19 protein-coding genes and 1 riboswitch are annotated in these 19441 nt (G+C 51.1%); of the genes, 17 read left to right on the top strand and 2 right to left on the bottom strand.

Features of this window, described 5'->3' with window-relative positions; all coding sequences use genetic code 11:
- Positions 1-40: 40 nt before the first annotated feature.
- Positions 41-295, bottom strand: a complete 255-nt coding sequence (locus LOS79_RS24965; protein ID WP_019914502.1) for an AbrB/MazE/SpoVT family DNA-binding domain-containing protein — start codon at positions 293-295, stop codon at positions 41-43.
- A 306-nt stretch (positions 296-601) separates the two neighbouring features.
- On the opposite strand from LOS79_RS24965, the gene LOS79_RS24960 reads away from it, so the two are divergent.
- From LOS79_RS24960 to LOS79_RS24900, 13 genes are all read left to right on the top strand, one after another.
- On the top strand, positions 602-1885 hold the full coding sequence (locus LOS79_RS24960; RefSeq protein WP_315413163.1) for an HD domain-containing protein: 1284 nt from the start codon (positions 602-604) through the stop codon (positions 1883-1885).
- Positions 1886-1939: 54 nt separating this feature from the next.
- Entirely contained in the window at positions 1940-2710 is a 771-nt protein-coding gene (locus LOS79_RS24955; protein WP_315413162.1) for a TatD family hydrolase, read from the top strand.
- A 200-nt stretch (positions 2711-2910) separates the two neighbouring features.
- A riboswitch (cyclic di-AMP (ydaO/yuaA leader) is annotated at positions 2911-3140 on the top strand.
- A 286-nt stretch (positions 3141-3426) separates the two neighbouring features.
- Positions 3427-4590, top strand: coding sequence for a resuscitation-promoting factor (locus LOS79_RS24950; protein ID WP_315413160.1), 1164 nt, complete (start codon positions 3427-3429; stop codon positions 4588-4590).
- Between the two features lie 179 nt (positions 4591-4769).
- Positions 4770-5321: a ribonuclease M5 gene (gene rnmV / locus LOS79_RS24945; protein WP_315413158.1), complete on the top strand. Its 552-nt coding sequence runs from the start codon at positions 4770-4772 to the stop codon at positions 5319-5321.
- Positions 5318-6202, top strand: a complete 885-nt coding sequence (rsmA, locus tag LOS79_RS24940; RefSeq protein WP_315413156.1) for a 16S rRNA (adenine(1518)-N(6)/adenine(1519)-N(6))-dimethyltransferase RsmA — start codon at positions 5318-5320, stop codon at positions 6200-6202. Before rnmV ends, rsmA begins: the two co-directional genes overlap by 4 nt.
- Before the next feature lie 72 nt (positions 6203-6274).
- Positions 6275-7183 (top strand): sporulation peptidase YabG, encoded by a 909-nt coding sequence (gene yabG, locus LOS79_RS24935; RefSeq protein WP_315413155.1) that lies wholly within the window; start codon positions 6275-6277, stop codon positions 7181-7183.
- Between the two features lie 235 nt (positions 7184-7418).
- Positions 7419-7694: a biofilm formation stimulator Veg gene (gene veg, locus LOS79_RS24930; protein WP_315422442.1), complete on the top strand. Its 276-nt coding sequence runs from the start codon at positions 7419-7421 to the stop codon at positions 7692-7694.
- Positions 7695-7882: 188 nt separating this feature from the next.
- Positions 7883-8059 carry a small, acid-soluble spore protein, alpha/beta type gene (locus tag LOS79_RS24925; protein ID WP_315413153.1) on the top strand — a complete coding sequence of 59 codons (177 nt, stop codon included), beginning with the start codon at positions 7883-7885 and terminating at the stop codon, positions 8057-8059.
- A gap of 249 nt (positions 8060-8308) precedes the next feature.
- Positions 8309-9163: a 4-(cytidine 5'-diphospho)-2-C-methyl-D-erythritol kinase gene (gene ispE / locus LOS79_RS24920; RefSeq protein WP_315413151.1), complete on the top strand. Its 855-nt coding sequence runs from the start codon at positions 8309-8311 to the stop codon at positions 9161-9163.
- A 209-nt stretch (positions 9164-9372) separates the two neighbouring features.
- Positions 9373-10200, top strand: a complete 828-nt coding sequence (gene purR, locus LOS79_RS24915) for a pur operon repressor (RefSeq protein WP_315413149.1) — start codon at positions 9373-9375, stop codon at positions 10198-10200.
- A 208-nt stretch (positions 10201-10408) separates the two neighbouring features.
- On the top strand, positions 10409-10696 hold the full coding sequence (gene spoVG, locus LOS79_RS24910) for a septation regulator SpoVG (protein ID WP_036696395.1): 288 nt from the start codon (positions 10409-10411) through the stop codon (positions 10694-10696).
- Positions 10697-10958: 262 nt separating this feature from the next.
- Positions 10959-12359 (top strand): bifunctional UDP-N-acetylglucosamine diphosphorylase/glucosamine-1-phosphate N-acetyltransferase GlmU, encoded by a 1401-nt coding sequence (glmU, locus tag LOS79_RS24905; RefSeq protein ID WP_315413147.1) that lies wholly within the window; start codon positions 10959-10961, stop codon positions 12357-12359.
- 90 nt (positions 12360-12449) lie between these two features.
- Complete coding sequence (locus LOS79_RS24900) at positions 12450-13403, top strand: ribose-phosphate diphosphokinase (RefSeq protein WP_315413146.1); 954 nt, start codon at positions 12450-12452, stop codon at positions 13401-13403.
- A gap of 92 nt (positions 13404-13495) precedes the next feature.
- Here the strand turns inward: LOS79_RS24900 and LOS79_RS24895 are convergent, their stop codons facing one another.
- Positions 13496-13696 carry a hypothetical protein gene (locus LOS79_RS24895; protein WP_315413144.1) on the bottom strand — a complete coding sequence of 67 codons (201 nt, stop codon included), beginning with the start codon at positions 13694-13696 and terminating at the stop codon, positions 13496-13498.
- A gap of 91 nt (positions 13697-13787) precedes the next feature.
- Here LOS79_RS24895 and pth point away from each other — a divergent pair, with 91 nt between their 5' ends.
- From pth to LOS79_RS24875, 4 genes are all read left to right on the top strand, one after another.
- Positions 13788-14348 carry an aminoacyl-tRNA hydrolase gene (gene pth, locus LOS79_RS24890; protein ID WP_315413142.1) on the top strand — a complete coding sequence of 187 codons (561 nt, stop codon included), beginning with the start codon at positions 13788-13790 and terminating at the stop codon, positions 14346-14348.
- An 87-nt stretch (positions 14349-14435) separates the two neighbouring features.
- A complete protein-coding gene (locus tag LOS79_RS24885; protein WP_315413140.1) occupies positions 14436-14666 on the top strand; it encodes an anti-sigma-F factor Fin family protein in 231 nt (76 codons plus the stop codon).
- Positions 14667-14797: 131 nt separating this feature from the next.
- Positions 14798-18322, top strand: coding sequence for a transcription-repair coupling factor (mfd, locus tag LOS79_RS24880; protein WP_315413138.1), 3525 nt, complete (start codon positions 14798-14800; stop codon positions 18320-18322).
- Positions 18309-19340 (top strand): peptidylprolyl isomerase, encoded by a 1032-nt coding sequence (locus LOS79_RS24875; RefSeq protein WP_315413137.1) that lies wholly within the window; start codon positions 18309-18311, stop codon positions 19338-19340. The genes mfd and LOS79_RS24875 overlap by 14 nt, the downstream gene beginning before the upstream one ends.
- Positions 19341-19441 lie beyond the last annotated feature (101 nt).

The raw sequence follows: 19441 nt of genomic DNA, 5'->3' as shown, positions 1-19441 counted from the left end.
AATTAACAATTTGATTAGTTCCTATTATAACCTATTTGATTTAGTTTGTCACAGGGGTAGGGATAGCAGAAATGCATTCGTGACAAACAATTTTACCTTTGAAATAGGTTACATTCTCAGCATTGCCGCAGAAAATACAAGCTGGCTCATATTTCTTAAGCATGATCCGCTCACCGTCCACGTAAATTTCGAGCGCATCTTTTTCTCCAATGCCCAGTGTGCGGCGCAATTCAATTGGAATAACAACCCGTCCTAGCTCGTCTACCTTACGTACAATTCCTGTTGATTTCATCATTACAATCGTTGCTCCTCTCAATTATCAAAAGCGTCAATATTCGACATTGTTCACTGTTTTATGATATTTATAATACCAACCATTCCCAAAACAGTCAACCTTTTTTGAGGCGAATTTTAAGGAAACTTTTAAGGATACCATCATACTGCTATTGGAGCAGCGAATATCCAATAATTAAGCCTGAAAATTATTTGTCGATTTGTAAAAGTATAAAATGTCATAATTCGACAAAGTGCGACATTGTTTATTATTATAGCTTTAAATCAATCCTATTTCTATTGAAATTAATAAAAGGAGTTGAACCTTATGAAGCAGCTGCTGAGCGAAGAAAAGGTATTTAAGGACCCGGTGCATAATTATATCCACGTGCAGGATACCATTATCTGGAGACTAATCAACACCAGGGAATTTCAGCGCCTGCGGCGCATCCGTCAGCTTGGCACCTCATATCTTACTTTTCATGGAGCGGAGCACAGCCGCTTCTCTCACTCACTCGGGGTGTACGAGATTACCCGCCGGATTATTTCCCAGTTTGAACGAAGCGGTTATAAGGATTGGATGCCTGAAGAGAGTCTGCTTACGCTGTGTGCGGCGCTGCTGCATGATTTGGGGCATGGCCCGTTTTCTCATTCTATAGAAGAAGCCTTTGAAATGGACCATGAGGATTGGACCTGCCGGATTATTATGGAGAATACTGAGATTACCGCTATTCTGCGTGATGTATCTGAGGATTTTCCCCAGAAGGTGGCCTCAGTTATTTCCAAAACTTATGAGCATGAAATTGTTGTCAATCTGGTGTCGGGGCCGCTGGATGCAGACCGGATGGATTACCTGCTGCGGGATGCTTACTATACAGGGGTAAACTACGGAACCATTGATATTGACCGGATTCTGCGGATGCTGCGCCCCTACGACGGCCGGGTTGTTGTGAAAGAGTCAGGGATGCATGCAATCGAGGATTATCTGATGTCCCGTTATCAGATGTACTGGCAGGTCTATTTCCATCCCGTAACCCGCAGCTCGGAAATTATATTGCGGCAGATTCTGCGCAGAGCGAAGGAGCTTATCCAGCAGAATTACACGTTCCGGTTCATGATTGAGCCGTTAAATGATTTGTTCCGGGGTGAAGTTACGGTAGAACAGTATCTGCTGCTGGACGAGGCACTCATGCAAACTGCGTTTATGCAATGGACGCTGGAGGCCGATGAAATCTTAAGCGACTTGTGCAGCCGTTTTATTCATCGTAAACTGTATAAATATGTGGAGATGGAGCATCTGGATTCGGAGACCATTGATGAAATCCGCAGCAGCTTTACCAGCGCAGGACTATGCGCGGATTACGACCTGGAAATTGATTTTCCGACAGATCTTCCTTATGACGTATTCCGTCCGGGAGACGGTTTCGACAGCAAACAAATTCTGCTGCTTGACCGGAAGGATAAGCTGCGGGAAATTTCTGAAGTATCGGATATTGTGCGCTCCATCAGCGGGATTCACCGTGGCAGATATCACCTCTATTTTCCGCAGGATAAGCTGCAGAAAGCCCTTCCGCAGCTCCCGCCGTCTATCGCTGATATTTTTGCCAAATAATCTGAAAAAGCTTGGAATTCATCATAGAAATCAAGCATGAAAGGATGACCAGTAATGCAGTTATTCGACACGCATACTCACCTCGATGCTCCGCAGTTCGACGAGGACCGCGAAGAGGTGATTGAGAGAGCCCTGGCCTCCGGAGTCAGCAAAATGATTAATATCGGCTTCAACCGGGAAACGATTCCAACCACGATGCAGCTCGCCGAGAAATATGATTATATTTATGCAGCAGTTGGATGGCACCCCCAGGATGCTATCACGATGAAGGACGGCGATCTCGAATGGATTGCTTCCCTGTGCAGCCATCCCAAGGTGGTAGCAATTGGAGAGATTGGGCTTGACTATTATTGGGACACCTCCCCGAAGGATGTGCAGCATGAAGTGTTCCGCAAGCAGATCGGACTGGCCCGCGAGCTGAAGATGCCGATCTCTATTCATAACCGTGATGCCCATGAGGATGTAATCCGGATTCTGCGGGAGGAAAAAGCGGGTGAGGTCGGAGGTGTGATGCACTCGTTCTCGGGCAGCTGGGAAAGTGCCAAAATGTGCCTTGACCTGGGCTTCCACTTGTCTTTCGGAGGACCGATCACTTTCAAAAATGCAAGGGTTCCCAAGGAGGTGCTGGCACAGACTCCACTGGACCGGCTGCTCATCGAAACGGACTCGCCTTATCTGACTCCGCATCCCTTCCGGGGCAAGCGAAATGAGTCTGCGCATGTAAGGCTGGTGGCTGAGGCTGCCGCGGAAATAAAAGGGATTGATTTACAGGAATTAGCGGAAATAACGTATGCGAACGCACTGGAACGATTTGGGATTGTTTGAAAACGGGAGAAAAAGCAGTGAAAAATGAAGTATAGACGATATATTAAACTTTTTTAATCGGCAAACGGCTGATTATTACAATATTTTAATCATTTTTTTGCGTAAACGTGGTTGAATCGTCCTTTACAACATGCATCAAAACAGGATATCATCTTTTCAGTGCAGTGAGCTGTTGTTACTGTGACAGTCACTTTTTTTCATAGATCGTCTCGCTGAGTCTCCGTATGGAGAACGGGGGAACCAATAAATGCCCTGCCGCATGCCCGTACATAGAGTACAACACAGAAGTGCCGCAGACTTTATTCGATTTCTTCACGTGGTCTTTGGGGTGAATTTGAGGGCAACCGCCGTGAGCGGGTGACCTGAGATAGGGCGTCTCTCTTATGCCCGAACCCGACAGCTAACCCCGTAAGCGCAAGTAAGAGAGGAAACCTCGTGCATAGACATTCTCGCGTTATTTGACACCGGAGAAGCCACGAAAGAGTCCTCTGAGAACTCTTTTTAGGCTTTTTTGTTTTTGAATAATGTGTAAATTCCAGCATACTGTTATATAACAGGTATCTGGAGAAGCTATGCCGGGCAGGCGATCCATGAGCAGGAAACGCTGAAGCAATGCGGGCGTATCCTGTTGCAACTCAAACTTAGTTTCGTCAGAAATGATTCAGTCACCTTTGATATAACTTGGACGACGGGGCTATGTAAGGAGGATGGAAAGAGTGGGCGTATTCCAACCAGAGGTATCCCATGATTCGCAATCATCCAGCAGGTCTTTCGCATTACGGTGGAAGCAAGTGAATCCTCGCGTACTTTCACTTGCAGGTGCAGCCTCAATTGTTATCGCACTGTTAATTCTGCTGTACGTACACGGTGCGAGCAAAAAAGAAATAGTATTAGTTATCGACGGAAAAGTGCAGACACTGGAGACACGCGAAGCGCTGCTCAGTGATGTGCTGGCCAAAGAACAAATCTCGCTTCAGCCGCATGATGAATTATCTATTGGCCTTAGTGATGAAATACAAGACGGCGACCGTGTCGTAATTACCCGTGCGCAGAAGCTTACGCTTATTGCAGATGGTGCAACCAAGACGCTTTACACCACCGAAGATTCCCTCGGAGATGCCATCACCAAGCTGGGCTACAGCCTGGAGGGCAACGACAAGATTTTCCCTTCGCTTGATACCGCAGTTACATCAGACATGGAAGTTAAGATTGTCCGTATTACCAAGCAAACGGTACAGCGGACGGTAAGCTTGCCTTTCAAGGTCATTAAAACCGCAGATCCCTCCCTGTACGTGGGGGATGTAAGAGTTGCACAGGCAGGCAAACCGGGCGCAATCATCCAGCATATCGAGAAGATATACCAGGATGGTGAACTGGCCTCCATGACTATGGTCGGCAAAGAAGTCCAGACGGTGACCAAAGACAAGGTTATTGCGGTTGGTACCAAGGCGGTTCCGAAGCCAGTGGTAGCTGCGACTGTCGCAACGAAAACTTCCAAATCTACAACTACCTCCAAATCAACTAAAGTCAGCGCGAACAACGTCATCAGCAAGGCGGGCGTAGATTTCGAATACAAAAAAATGATCAAAAACGTATCCATGACGGCATATTCCTCGGAAGAGCCTGGAATTGGAACAAAAACTGCCTCCGGCACACGCGTAACGGAAGGCCGCACTATAGCTGTTGACCCGAATGTAATACCAATTGGCTGGTGGGTGTACATTGAAGGATTAGGGTTTCGCCGAGCAGAGGATACCGGCGGTGCCATCAAAGGCAACAAGGTGGATGTCTACTACGATTCACTGAGCCACGCCCGTAATTTCGGGCGCAAATCACGGACGGTCTATGTCATCGGACCTGTGAAGCCGGAGCTTAATTAACCGGAAGCCTTTTGCAAATTAGCGGTTTATAAGATATAGTGTTGGTAGCACTTACGAAACTTAGGAGAGCTGCCGCTCATCACTTATACATTCTTTAGCCAAAAAGAAGAGGAGCGAATCCTCTTCTTTTTGTGTTCCGGGATTAAGTTTTTAGAGTTCAGAGTAAGGAGTAATGATTGATGATCAAGGAATTAATTGTGGTTGAAGGAAAAAGCGATACCGTCGCCGTTAAGCGGGCTGTAGAAGCGGATACGATTGAGACGGGCGGTTCTGCAGTAGACCGCAAGGTTATTGCCAAGATTGCATTAGCCATGGAGCGCAGGGGAGTAATCATCCTTACAGACCCCGATCATGCCGGGGAGCGGATCCGCAAAATTGTCTCTTCTAAGGTACCCGGATGCAAACATGCGTTCATTCCTGAGAAGGATGCCACACGCAAAGGTGATATTGGTGTGGAGAATGCCTCGCCTGAGGCTATCCGTCATGCACTGGAGCATGTTCATACCTCATTTGAAGGCGCGCCGGCGCTGATCGGGCTGGATGATCTTATGGCTGCCGGTATGATGGTGCATGCCCAGGCCGCCGAGAGAAGGATGCAGCTCGGCAATCTGCTTGGGCTCGGTTATTGTAACGGCAAGCAGCTATATAAGCGTCTAGCGATGTTCGGCATCACCCGCGAGGAGTTTGCACAGGCTCTCGCCCAAATTGACCAGGGAGGCAGTACTTCATGAGTGGTAATGAGAATATCTCATCCCCAACAAGAACCAAAGCCATTATTCAGCGTTACGGATTCTCCTTCAAAAAAAGTCTGGGCCAGAACTTTCTGATTGACCAGAACATTCTGGATAAAATTGTGGATGCCGCTGGTCTTGACAGTACGGCCGGAGCGCTGGAAATCGGACCTGGTATCGGAGCTCTGACTGAAAGGCTGGCCATGACTGCCGGAGCAGTCACTGCGGTGGAGATTGACCGCAGACTGATTCCGATCCTCCGGGATGTACTGGCACCTTATCCCCATGTAAAGATCCGTAATGATGATGTGCTGAAGGTGAATCTGCAAGAGCTGTTCAGCGAGGATTTCGCTGGCAGGGACCGGGTCAGCGTAGTGGCTAACCTGCCGTATTATGTAACGACTCCTATTCTCATGAAGCTGCTGGAAGAGAAGCTGCCGCTTGATAATATCGTCGTTATGATCCAGAAGGAGGTTGCTGAGCGTATGGCAGCCTCTCCAGGGGGGAAAGAATACGGCAGCCTAAGCATAGCAGTCCAGTATTACAGTGAGCCTGAGCTGGTCTGCATAGTGCCCCGTACGGTGTTTATTCCGCAGCCGAATGTAGAATCGGCTGTTATCCGGCTGAAGGTCAGGGAGCGCCCGCCGGTGGAAGTGGCAGATGAGAAGCATTTCTTCGAGGTGGTTCAGGCATCATTCACCCAGCGGCGCAAGACGATTGCCAATAACCTCAAAGCCCGGTTCTTCCCGGAGGAAGGCCGTGAGCGGCTGGAGGAGCTGCTGGCAGCGGCGGGGATAGAACCTTCCCGCCGCGGGGAGACCCTTAGCATTGAGGAGTACGCCCGGTTAAGTGCGGTTCTACTGGCTGCCGGAATCGCCTAAGATCAGAAAACATTCCGGGAGATGAACCAACCGGGACCTTTGCCCATAACATGGGGTAGAGGTGGTGTTGTAATGAATTTAGGAGACTTGGTCGTTCGTAAATCTTATGGCGGCGATGTGACCTTCCGGGTAGACAATATATTGCAGAACCGGGCAGTAATCAAAGGGACAGAATTCCGTCTGCTGGCTGATTCGCCGCTGGAGGATCTGGTGCAGGTGCCGCCTACGCGGGTTACTGAGCGCGGACAGCAGGCACAGATCAAAGCTACAGAATCGTTAAGCTGGCTGCGCAAAGACCGTCAGGAGCAGAGCCAGCGCAGCGGAGAGAGTGCGGCAGGCTCTTCCGGAACCTGGGCCCAGTCCCCGAAAGAGCCTGCTTATTTCGAAGTCCCCGGCAAGGTGCTGCATCTGGATGGTGATGCCCTTTATCTGAAGAAAAGCCTGAGCCTCTATGAGCAGCTGCGCATCCCTGCTGAGGGGCATCATGTCCATGAATCAAAAATGGCGGAGACGCTGTACCGGCTGCTGCCCCGTGTACGTCCTGATATCGTGGTCATTACCGGCCATGACGGCGTGCTTAAACAGCAGCAGAGCTACGATCTGTACAGTTTGAGCAGCTACAAAAATTCACAGAATTTTGTCGCAGCTATTCGGGTCGCCCGGGAGTATGAACGGAACTTTGATGCTCTGACGATAGTGGCAGGAGCCTGTCAATCGCATTTCGAGGCACTGCTGGGGACAGGGGCCAATTTTGCCAGCTCACCGGGCAGAATCCTTATCCATGCGCTGGATCCCGTCTATATTGCAGCCAAGGCCGCGTTCACATCAATCCGGGATACGGTTAATCTGGGGGAAGTGCTGAATCACACCATCAGCGGCAATCAGGGAATGGGCGGAATCGAGACCCGCGGCAGCTTCCGTATCGGAATGCCGAGGCTGCAGAATCTGGCTACACTGAAGGTGGCACCTTCGGTACTATAACGGTAATACACAAGGAAGGATGGGCCGCTGAGGCTTTCATCCTTCTTTTTTTGAACATATATATTTCCGGGTCCGTGTAAAATAATACTTATAACAAGGGGCTTTAGCCGGAACCTTTTTCTCGCAAAAAAATTCCGTTGACAACTATTTTAGCATACACTATAATTATTTATTTGATTTGACAATGATTGTGAAAAGTTGTATAATGGACAAGGAAAGAGGTGGTCGTCAGGCAATGGCTAATAACGCGCTGTTGGAAATTAAACGCAGTCTCGAAGCTCATGTCGGTCATAAGATCACGTTGCGGGCTAACGGTGGTCGCCGTAAGACCGTTGAACGCACCGGTGTCCTGGAAGAAACGTACCCTTCTGTTTTTATTGTCAAACTGGATCAGGAGCAGCAGACCTTCAAGCGTGTCTCCTATAGCTATGCCGATATACTTACCGAATCTGTGGAAATCACAGTATGTGAAGATGATGGGCAGATGCGGATTGTGTATATTAAAGCTTAGTGTTACAGGACAGTCTCCGGTCAGGGGGCTGTTTTTTTATAAAAAACCTCGAAGCCAAAACCCCACTTTGTGGGGTTATTTTGTGTTGCCCGGATCCTTGAATGTATCATGCATGGTCCTGCTTCCCTTTCCGCATACTACAGAGGCAGTACGTTCATCATCCACTAGCGTAAAGGGAGGAATCCGTAATGAGCCGCAGAAGACGGAGTATGATGTCGGAGGAGCTGAAGACGGAGCTTGCTAAGGAGCTTGGCTTTTATGACACGGTAGAGAAGGACGGCTGGGGCGGAATCCGGGCAGTTGATGCCGGTAATATGGTGAAGCGGGCGATTCAGCTGGCGGAACAGGCAGCACGGAAATCGTAATTGCTTATAGTACTGCTGATGTACCGGGTATCGCCTGCTGGCGGTACCTTTTTCATAATATAAGAATTTATATATTTTGGGCCCCCGCAAGTACCTGAGTCAGCATCCATGTAATATCCGCACTCTGTGGGGTTAATTCAACAGGAGCAGATGTATGGGTTTCGGGGTATTTTGTGGACTTCACTGCCGGTTTCTCATATAATATGTTAAGTTGTTTTTTACGGGAAAAGCTGAGGGTGGGTGAACGCCTTGAAGATGTATGAGAAAGCGCCGGCAAAAATTAATTTAATGCTGGATGTGCTGCGTAAGCGCGCTGACGGGTTTCATGAAGTAGAAATGATTATGACGATGGTCGATCTGGCTGACCGGCTGGAGCTGTCGGAGCTGAAGCGGGATTCCATTATTATCTCAAGCCAGGCCGGGTATATTCCGCTGGATGAGAAGAATCTGGCCTTTCAGGCGGCTAGACTGATTAAGGACCGCTATAATGTTAGAAGCGGTGTACATATCCACCTCGACAAAAGAATCCCGGTCGCTGCCGGCCTTGCCGGCGGCAGCAGTGACGCCGCGGCTACGCTGCGCGGCCTGAACCGGCTCTGGCGCCTCGGAATCCCGGCGCAGGAGCTGCAGGAACTGGGCGCCGAGCTGGGCTCGGATGTCCCGTTCTGCGTTACTGGAGGCACTGCCCTCGCTACGGGCAGGGGGGAGCGGCTGATGCAGATTCCGAATCCGCCGCAGTGCTGGGTCGTCCTGGCCAAGCCGCCGATCAATGTATCGACGGCTGAGGTGTACGGACGCGTACGCGCGGGCAGCATTGCTGTCCATCCGTCGGCGCTCCGCATGCAGCAGGCGATCGAAGCCGGCGATTTCGCAGCCGTCTGTGCGGGCCTCGGCAACGTGCTCGAGGATGTGACCCTGAAGCTGCACCCGGAGGTGCAGCAGCTCAAGGAAGCGATGCTGAAGCTGGGTGCAGACGGTGTGCTGATGTCAGGAAGCGGCCCGACTGTATTCGGCCTGGTATCCAAGCAGTCCAAGGTGGCCAGAATTTATAACGGGCTCCGCGGGTTTTGCAAGGAAGTCTATGCGGTGCGATCGTTGAGCTAAGTTTGGCTATAGCTGAGCTGTTACAGGAACAGGCAGCTTACAGAACCGGCTTCGCCTTTGCCGGGCAAAGGCGAGCCGGTTCTTTTTGCCAAGTGAATTGCGGGGCCGGCAGAGTGCACTCTGCCGGCATATAACCGTTCCCACTTGTATAAATCCGTACAAAAATGATATTATTCTTAATAATATTCGGTTTTGGCGAGGAGCATTCCGTGAAGAAATTAAAACGAAGCCAACGGTTGGTTGACATGACCCAATTTTTACTGGAGAAGCCGCATGATCTGCTGCCTCTGTCCACTTTTGCTGAACGTTACGGCGCAGCGAAATCATCGGTCAGTGAAGATCTGGCTATTATAAAAGAGGTATTTGAAGGTGAAGGCATGGGTGAGCTGCAGACACTGGCCGGGGCGGCAGGCGGGGTACGTTATATTCCGCGGATGCCTACGGACATGGCGCTTGCCTTCGTGAATCGTCTGTGCGGGCAGCTCGAGCAGAGCGACCGTATTCTGCCGGGCGGTTATTTGTACATGTCTGATCTGCTGGGGCTGCCGTCTCTGATGGAGCAGGCGGGCAAGATCATTGCCACCGCCTTCTACGGGGTGGAGATTGACGCCGTGATGACGGTAGAGACCAAGGGGATTCCTCTGGCCTATGCAACAGCTGCACAGCTTGGCCTGCCGGTGGTGCTGGTGCGCCGTGACCATCAGGTGACAGAGGGCTCGGCGGTGAGCATTAACTATGTGTCAGGCTCACACAAGAGCATCCATACGATGTCGCTGTCCAGACGGGCGCTGCGGGAGAAGTCGCGCGTGCTGATTGTGGATGACTTCATGAAGGCAGGCGGTACCGTGCGCGGGATGGTCGATCTGCTGGGTGAGTTCAATGCGGAAGTGGCAGGTGTAGGCGTGCTTGTGGAATCGGGAGCCGTAGAGAAGGAAGAGCGGCTGTTGCACGATTATGTATCTCTTGTAAAGCTGACGGAAGTAGATTCGAAGGTAAGGCGCATATCGGCGCATCCGGGCAATTATTTCTCTTCCTGAAGAAATCAGTCCCAGGGTTTAAAAAGCCGGGCATGATGTCGAAACCGTGAGGAATCATGAGATAACTGCACGAAACGTGTCGAAATCGATGGTTCTGCAAAAATATTCTTCTTTAGCAGGCATTTTATGGAATGAAAAAGAAGGAATTCGCTTTGCCGTGTGGAATTATACACCAAGTCTCTGATGGAAAAAGGTGGTGAACACACACATGCAAATTACGGATGTCAGACTCCGCCGCGTCAACTCTGAGGGGAGAATGAAAGCAATCGCATCCATTACAATCGATAACGAGTTTGTTGTTCATGACATTCGGGTCATCGACGGTAATAACGGGATGTTTGTTGCAATGCCCAGCAAGCGTACACCTGACGGTGAATTCCGCGATATCGCACACCCGATTTCTTCGGGAACACGCGAAAAGATTCAATCTGCGGTTCTGGCCGAGTACGAACGTGCCGCTACGGAAGAAGAAGAAGTCATTGAAGAGGGAGCATAGGCACGAAAGCCGCTGTCTCTCAAGGATTGCTGCCCTCCCGGGCGGCGTAAGGTCATGCCGTTTTTTTTAGAAGATAAGTCTTTATATGTTTCGGGGTCCCCGCAAAGCACCAGGGTCAGCCTCGAAGCCGAAAGCCCCACTTTGTGGGGGGATTTTATTGGGGTTCGAAGAAAAGGGAACCATGCCTTCATGGTTCTCTTTTCTTTTTGCCCGGAATGAGATATATTCAGTAGTGAGTTCAAGAAGTAGGAGGTTGGCATTCTTGAAAAGAATGGCTGTTGTACTTGCTGCAGGTCAAGGCAAGCGCATGAAATCTAAATTATACAAAGTGCTGCATCCCGTCTGCGGGAAACCGATGGTAGGACATGTGGTCGATACAGTCAAGGCGACCGGATGCCAGCGCACAGTAATTGTTGTCGGCCACGGTGCTGACAAGGTCAAGGCCTATGTCGGCCTGGATGCGGAATATGTGCTGCAGGAAACTCAGCTCGGTACAGGTCATGCCGTGAAGCAGGCGAAGGATCTGCTCGGCAGCGAAGAAGGAACAACCATTGTGATCTGCGGAGACACGCCGCTGGTAACGGCCGAAACACTGGAAGGGCTTATGGCACTGCATGAATCACAGAACGCTGCTGCAACTGTCCTGACAGCCGTTATGGAGCAGCCTGCCGGCTACGGCCGCATTATACGCGGTGAGGATGGCGGAGTGCTTAAGATTGTGGAGCAGAAGGACTGCACTGAAAGTGAAGCGGCGGTCAGCGAAATCAATACAGGCACTTATTGCTTTGATAATGCTAAGCTCTTTGCCGCACTGGAGAAGGTTACGAATACCAATAATCAGCAGGAATATTATTTGACTGATGTTATCGGTATACTCCGGGCACAAGGAGATACGGTTCTGGGATACCAGACCCGGGATGCTGCAGAGTCTATTGGTGTTAACGACCGGCTGGCATTGTCGGAAGCGGAAGGCTATATGCGTGAGCGCATTAACCGGGGGCATATGCTGGGCGGGGTAACTATAATCGACCCGGCTTCAACCTATATCGGAGCAGATGTTGTCATTGGAGCAGATACTGTCCTGTATCCCGGCACTGTGCTCAAGGGCAAGACAGTTATCGGTGAAGATTGTGTAATCGGACCCGCGAGCGAAATTGAAGACTGCGTGATTAAGGATGGCGCTGTAGTGAAGCAGTCCGTTCTGAATCAGGCTGAGGTCGGCGCACGGGCTTCCGTTGGGCCTTTTGCGTATTTGCGTCCCGGTGCTGTACTTGGGGAAGAAGTTAAAGTCGGCGATTTCGTGGAAATCAAGAATGCCACCATCGGTGACGGCTCCAAGGTCTCCCATTTAAGCTATGTCGGTGATGCTGAGGTCGGCAGGAATGTGAATATCGGCTGCGGCGCCATCACCGTTAACTATGATGGCTATAACAAGTCAAGAACAGAGATCGGCGATGATGCTTTTATCGGCAGCAACGTGAATCTTGTGGCTCCAGTCACTGTAGGCAAAGGCGCATTCGTTGTCGCCGGCTCCACCATTACGCGTCCGGTTTCAGAGAATGACCTGGCGATTGCCAGAGCAAGGCAGGAGAATAAGCCGGGTTATGCGGAGAAGATCCGCTCCCGCGCCAAAGCAAAGAAAGACCAATCGAGTCCATCGTAAAGCGCCTTACGCCAAAGCGCCGGACGGACTCTGCACATCCGCGCCGGCGCAATTTGGAAGTTAAATTCCGTCACGGAGGGTTTATATTTTATGACTTATTGCGATTCCAAACTAAAGATTTTCACCTGCAACTCCAATCCTAAGCTGGCCAGCCAGATTGCCGATTATATCGGGATTCCGATGGGCGAGTCCCATACGACCAGCTTCAGTGACGGAGAGATTCAGGTTAAGCTGTCGGAGAGCGTCCGGGGCTGTCATGTCTATATTGTACAGTCCACCTGCGGACCGGTTAACGACAACCTGATGGAACTTCTGGTTATGGTGGATGCCCTTAAGCGTGCGTCTGCGAAGAGCATCAATGTCGTGATTCCGTACTACGGTTATGCACGCCAGGACCGTAAAGCCCGTTCCCGTGATCCGATTACGGCCAAGCTGGTAGCCAACCTGATTGAAAAAGCAGGTGCACATCGCGTTATTACCATGGACCTTCATGCGATGCAGATTCAAGGCTTCTTCGATATTCCTGTGGATCATCTGCTGGGTGTACCGATTCTGGCCCAATACTTCCGTTCGAAGCAAATTCAGAACCCGGTTGTCGTATCTCCGGACCATGGCGGTGTTGTGCGGGCTAGAAAGCTTGCTGACTTCCTTAATGCGCCGCTGGCTATCATCGACAAGCGCCGTCCTGAGCCGAATGTCAGTGGGGTTATGAACATTATCGGTAACATTGAAGGCAAGACAGCGATTCTGATCGATGATATCATCGATACGGCAGGAACCATTGTACTGGGAGCCAACGCTCTGATGGAAGGCGGCGTGAAGGAAGTCTACGCCTGCTGTACACATCCCGTGTTGTCCGGTCCGGCGCATGAACGTCTGGAAAACTCTCCAATTAAGGAAATTATCGTGACGGATACGATTCCAATCCGCAGCAGCAATCCGACATCCAAGCTCAAAGTGCTGTCTGTAGCTCCGCTGATGGGCGAGGCTATTATTCGTGTGCATGAAGAGCTGTCAATCAGCAAGCTGTTCGAAATCGAATAAGCTGCGGGCCATATAGAAAAAGGGTTACACCTCCGCGGAGCGGAAGATGTAACCCTTGTCGGCGTGATGCGGGAGAGGGAAAGGCATCAGCTTCAGTAACCCGGGCGGGAAATGAAGGTGAACAGGCTGCGGTTGTACAATGTTCCTTGCAGCTCTACGAACCCCTCATCTACCGCTGTAATGATGCCGATGTCTATATGCACGCTTCCCCTATATACTTCAACAGGTACAGCATATTGAATATGGTACTGGAAATGGCGCTGCAGCGTTAAGATATCGCCCTGATGCGGCATAGTTTCATCACCTGTCCTCGGAGTATAAACTTATTGTACCAAAAACGGACCTCCTCTGCTGGGAGGACCGGGCGGAAAGGATAGACCCATTATGAAATGGATTGTTGGACTCGGGAATCCCGGACCGCAATACGCAAAGACCAAACACAACGTTGGCTTCATGGCACTGGATGAGCTGGCTTCCAGACACGGAATCAGCTTCAACCAGAACAAGTGCAAATCAGTTATTGGTGAGGGGAACATTGGCGGAGTCAAGACGGTATTGATCAAACCGATGACGTTCATGAACCTGTCAGGTGAGGCAGTCCGCGCTTATATGGATTATTACAAGGTTCAGCTGGAAGATATGATTGTTGTATATGATGACCTGGATACAGAGCTGGGCAAGATCAGACTGCGCTATCAGGGCAGTGCAGGCGGTCATAACGGGATCAAATCAATTATCCAGCACACCGGCACCCAGATTTTTAACCGTGTGCGGATGGGCATATCCCGCCCGGAGCCGGGATATGCCATAGTGGATTATGTATTATCTACTTTCGCCAAGAAGGACGGGCCCAAGCTGGACAGCATGATTACAGATACCTGCGATGCTGTGGAGTTTAGCCTGCAGCATACGTTTGAGCAGACTATGGCCAAATTTAACGGCTGATGTCAGGACGGGTGTTCAAGACTTTAGGCTAAAGCCATTCCCGGCGGGGCATACTGGAGGTATATACTACCTTCAGGAGGCATATAGATGGCAATAAACTATGTATGCAGGCACTGCCGGACATTCCTGGGAAGCGTTGGCAGAAGCGACATTACTGAGATGCAGCTTGGCCTGAATTCCTTGACCCCTGCGGAGCGCAGAGATATAATAGCGTATGATTCAGAAGGCGAGATTACGGTGAAGGTCACCTGCGGTTACTGCAAGCAGGCCCTGGATAACAATCCCGAGCTCAGCCTGCTGGCCAGTCCGCTTCAGTAGGTGGAAGCGCCTGTCTCTATCGTCATCCGCAAGCCTTGGCCTTATCCGCTGAGGCTTGTTTTCGATTCCAATTATAATGGGTGACAGCGGCCCGGCCGCTGTCAGCCTGTTTAGTAAGAGAGGTGCGCCTGTTGTTACAAGGTCTTATAGAAGCTTTTTCCAAGGATTCTGATTTTCAATCGGTTACCCGCGGCATTGCCGCAGGTATGAAGGAGCAGCTCGTATCAGGCTTATCCGGCTCGGCCAGACAGATTATGCTGGCTGCGCTGCATGAGGAGACAGAGCGGCCGCTCCTGATTGTCACCCATAATATGTTCTCGGCCCAGAAAATGGCTGAAGATTTGCAGGAAGCGCTTTCTCCTGACCGTGTGCTGCTGTATCCGGCTAATGAGCTGGTAGCTGCAGAGGCTGCTGTCTCCAGCCCTGAGACGCTGGCCCAGCGGATTGATGTGCTGACACGCTGTGCCCAGGGCTTCCGCGGGGTTGTAGTTGTGCCGTACTCCGGTGTCCGGCGGCTGCTTCCTGCGCCTCATGTGATGGCCGAAGCACAGCTTACGGTTACGCAGGAGAGCACTCTCTCGCTGGATGAGTTCCTGCTGTCCATGATTGAAATGGGCTATGAACGGGTGGAGCGGGTAGAGAACCGCGGTGAACTAAGCGTGCGCGGAGGGATTATCGATTTCTATCCTATGACCTCTCCACTGGCTTACCGGGTGGAGCTGTTTGATGATGAGATAGACTCCATCCGTACCTTTGATCCGGCCGACCAGCGTTCTATCGATAAGGTCCGCAGTGTGAAGATCACCCCGGCCAAGGAGATTATTGCCGACCAGCTGCGCCAGGATGCGGCTTCTACCGCAGCATCAGCCATGCTTGAACGGCAGCTGGAGAAGATGAGCGACCGTCAGGCCAAGCAGCGTCTGCGTGAAGAGATGGGCCGGGAGCTGGAAATGCTGCGCCAGGGCACTTATTTTCCGGAAATCTATAAATATATCAGCCTCTTATATCCTGAACGCTCTCATCTGTACGATTACATGTCGCCGGATACCCTGCTTGTGCTGGACGAACCGGCCAGACTGCTGGAAACCGCGAAGCAGCTGGAACGGGATGAATCCGAGTGGAATCTGCATTTGCTGCAGAACGGCAAAACGCTGCCGGATCTGCACCTCTCGGTCGAGAGCGATGTCATTATGTATCACCGTCCATTCCAGAGCCTGTTCATGTCAATTTTCCTGCGCCAGGTTCCGCATATCCAGCCGCAGAATATTCTAGGATTCATCAGCCGGGGGATGCAGGATTTCCATGGACAGATGAATGTGCTTAAGTCGGAGATGGAGCGCTGGCATAAATCGGGCGTCCAGGTCATTATGCTGGCTAACGGCGAGGAACGGATGGAACGTGTCCGCCGGGTGCTGTACGATTACGGCATCGAGGAGCCGACTATTCTTCAAGGGAACCTGGGCTCCGGATTCGAACTGCCCTCAATTCATTTGGCGGTTATTACTGAAGGTGAAATGTTCTCGCAGAAGCAGCGCAAGGCACGGAAGGTGTCCAAGGGCATCGACAATGCGGAGCGGATCAAAAGCTATACGGAACTGAAGATTGGCGATTATGTCGTCCACCAGAATCATGGTATCGGCAAGTACATGGGTATCGGCACGCTTGAGGTCAGCGGCATTCACCGTGATTATATGCATATCCTTTATGCCGGAGGCGATAAGCTGTCGGTTCCGATTGACCAGATTGACCTGATACAGAAATATGTCGGTTCGGAAGACAAGGAGCCGAAGGTATATAAGCTCGGCGGCAATGAATGGACAAGGGTGACCAGCAAGGTCCGGAGCTCGGTCCAGGATATCGCCGACGATCTGATTAAGCTCTATGCAGAACGCCAGAGTGCGCTGGGTTACGGCTTCGAGAAGGATACGCAGGAGCAGCGGGAATTTGAAGAGATGTTCCCGTATGAGGAGACCCGTGACCAGCTGCGGGCAATCGAAGAGATTAAGAAGGATATGGAGCAGAACCGGCCGATGGACCGGCTGCTGTGCGGAGATGTGGGCTACGGCAAGACAGAGGTGGCCATCCGCGCCGCCTTCAAATCAGCCATAGAAGGCAAACAGGTAGCGGTGCTGGTGCCAACGACGATCCTGGCGCAGCAGCACTATGAAACCTTCCGTGAGCGGTTTGCTAATTATCCGCTGAATATTCAGGTGCTCAGCCGTTTCCGCAGCCGCAAGGAGCAGAATGAGACGATTAAGGGAGTCCGTCAGGGCACGGTAGATGTAGTTATCGGCACCCATCGCCTATTGTCCCAGGATATGGTGTTCAAGGATCTTGGCCTGTTAATTGTTGATGAAGAACAGCGGTTCGGCGTGACCCACAAGGAGAAGCTGAAGAAGCTGAAGACCAATGTCGATGTGCTGACCCTGACCGCAACGCCTATTCCCCGTACGCTGCATATGTCAATGCTCGGGGTGCGGGATTTGTCAGTTATTGAGACACCGCCGGAGAACCGCTTTCCCGTGCAGACGTATGTCGTAGAGCATAGCCAGACCCTTACCCGGGAGGCTGTAGAACGTGAGCTTGCCCGCGGAGGCCAGGTGTATTATCTCTACAACCGCGTTCAGGGCATTCAGGAAATGGCGGCGCAAATCTCTATGCTGGTGCCGGAGGCACGGGTAGGGATCGGCCATGGGCAGATGTCTGAGTCGGAGCTGGAGAAGACCATTCTCGACTTCCTGGACGGGGAGTATGATGTGCTGGTCAGCACGAGTATCATCGAGACAGGGGTCGATATTCCGAACGTCAACACACTTATTGTGCATGATGCTGATAAAATGGGGCTGTCACAGCTCTACCAGCTGCGCGGGCGTGTAGGCCGTTCCAACCGGATTGCTTATGCCTATTTCACCTACCAGCGGGATAAAGTCCTGACTGAGGTCGCCGAGAAGCGCCTCCAGTCGATTAAAGAATTCACCGAGCTTGGCTCAGGCTTCAAAATCGCCATGCGCGATCTCTCCATCCGCGGAGCGGGTAACCTGCTCGGTGCGGAGCAGCACGGCTTCATTGCCTCGGTCGGCTTCGATCTGTACTCGCAGATGCTGGCGGAGGAAATCCGTAAGCGTAAGGTCACCGTGCTTGGCGAGGAAGACACTTCGCTGAAGCAGGGGAATACGGTCATTGATTTGTCGATTGACGCGTATCTCCCGTCCGAGTATATTTACGACAGCATCCAGAAAATTGAAATCTATAAAAAAGTGGCTGCGGTCGCTGCATTAGAGGATGCGTCCGAGCTTGAGGATGAGCTGCTTGACCGGTTCGGCGAGCTGCCGGAGTCGGTCATCAACCTGCTCTCTGTAGCCCGGCTGAAGGTATATGGTAAGCTATACGGTATGGAGTCCATGGTCCGGCGCGGTGATGAGGTCTCGCTGAATTTCCATGAGGGAAGCATCAGTGCCTTTGATACCGCTAAGCTGGCCAAGGTTGGAATTAGCTTCGAAAGACGTGTACAATTTGATAAAGATGCCAAAGGGGCCATCCGTATCAAATCTAAGGATCTGGATGACAAAGCGCTGCTTGATCTGCTGGAACAATTTCTGGCTGCAGCCAAAGAGTCTTTAAAATCGAAGGGAGAATTACACAATGTCGTTAAATAAAAAATCCTGGAAACTGCTGCTGGTCTCGCTGGCTGCAGCCGTTTCCTTCTCTATGCTGTCTGCCTGCAGCAGCAACAACAGCAGCTCTGCGGATGTAGCCACGTATAAGGGCGGAACAATTACGGAGAAGGAATTTGATCTGGATACACGGGTGATGAAATTCCTCTCCCCGCAGCAAGCCGCATATCTGGAGATTGATGCCTTCAAGGAGTCGATTCTGAAGCAGGAAGTGGCCTTCGAATATCTGGCCGGCCAGGCAACAGATGAAGCAAAGAAGGAAGCGGAGAAAGAAACCGATACGCAAATTGAATCCATCAAGTCCACGCTTGGTGATTCCTATAAAAGCTCACTGAAGGAACAGGATCTGTCTGAGAAGGATCTCCGTTCTTATATGCTTCGCGTGCTTACCGTATATCAGGACATGCTGCTCAAGGTAACCGATGATCAGGTAAAATCAGAGTATGAGACCATTAAGGCTGACTTTACCGTGGCCTCCCTGCGTCATGTGCTGATTGGCCTGACAGACAGCGAAGGCAAGGAGCGTACGGATGAGGATGCCCTGAAGCTTGCCAATGAAGTGAAGGCCAAGCTGGACGGCGGTGCGGACTTTGCCGCCATCGTTAAGGAATATTCCGATGATACAGCATCCAAGGAAACCGGCGGCGAATACAAAGATAAAGCCCTGTCCACCTATGTAGAAGAGTTCAAGAACGCAGCCCAGACGCTGCCGCTGAACACAATCAGTGATCCGATTAAAAGCAGCTACGGGTACCACGTAATGAAGGTGGAGTCGCGCAAAGAGACTACCTTCGACACGCTGACGGCTGAACAGCTGCAATCCGTTAAGAGCTCTGCGGCTTCCCGGAGCCTGGAGAACTTCCTTGATAAGGAATTGGACAGTCTGAATATTGTAATCAATCTGCCTAAGAGCACCACTGCACCTGAAGCTACAACAGCACCTGAAGCTACACCTGCGGCAAGTGCTGAAGCGCCGGCTGCTACAGATGCTGGCAAGTAAATAACGGTTGGGACAAGCCGCCTGATGCGTAAGCATCATGGCGGCTTTTTGCTGCCGCTCGGGACTAGGGGCGGGTTACGGTAATCCTTGCAGACCGTGTA

The sequence above is a fragment of the Paenibacillus sp. MMS20-IR301 genome (assembly GCF_032302195.1).
Lineage (GTDB): Bacteria > Bacillota > Bacilli > Paenibacillales > Paenibacillaceae > Paenibacillus_AQ.
This window is presented reverse-complemented; position numbering and strand designations above follow the sequence as displayed.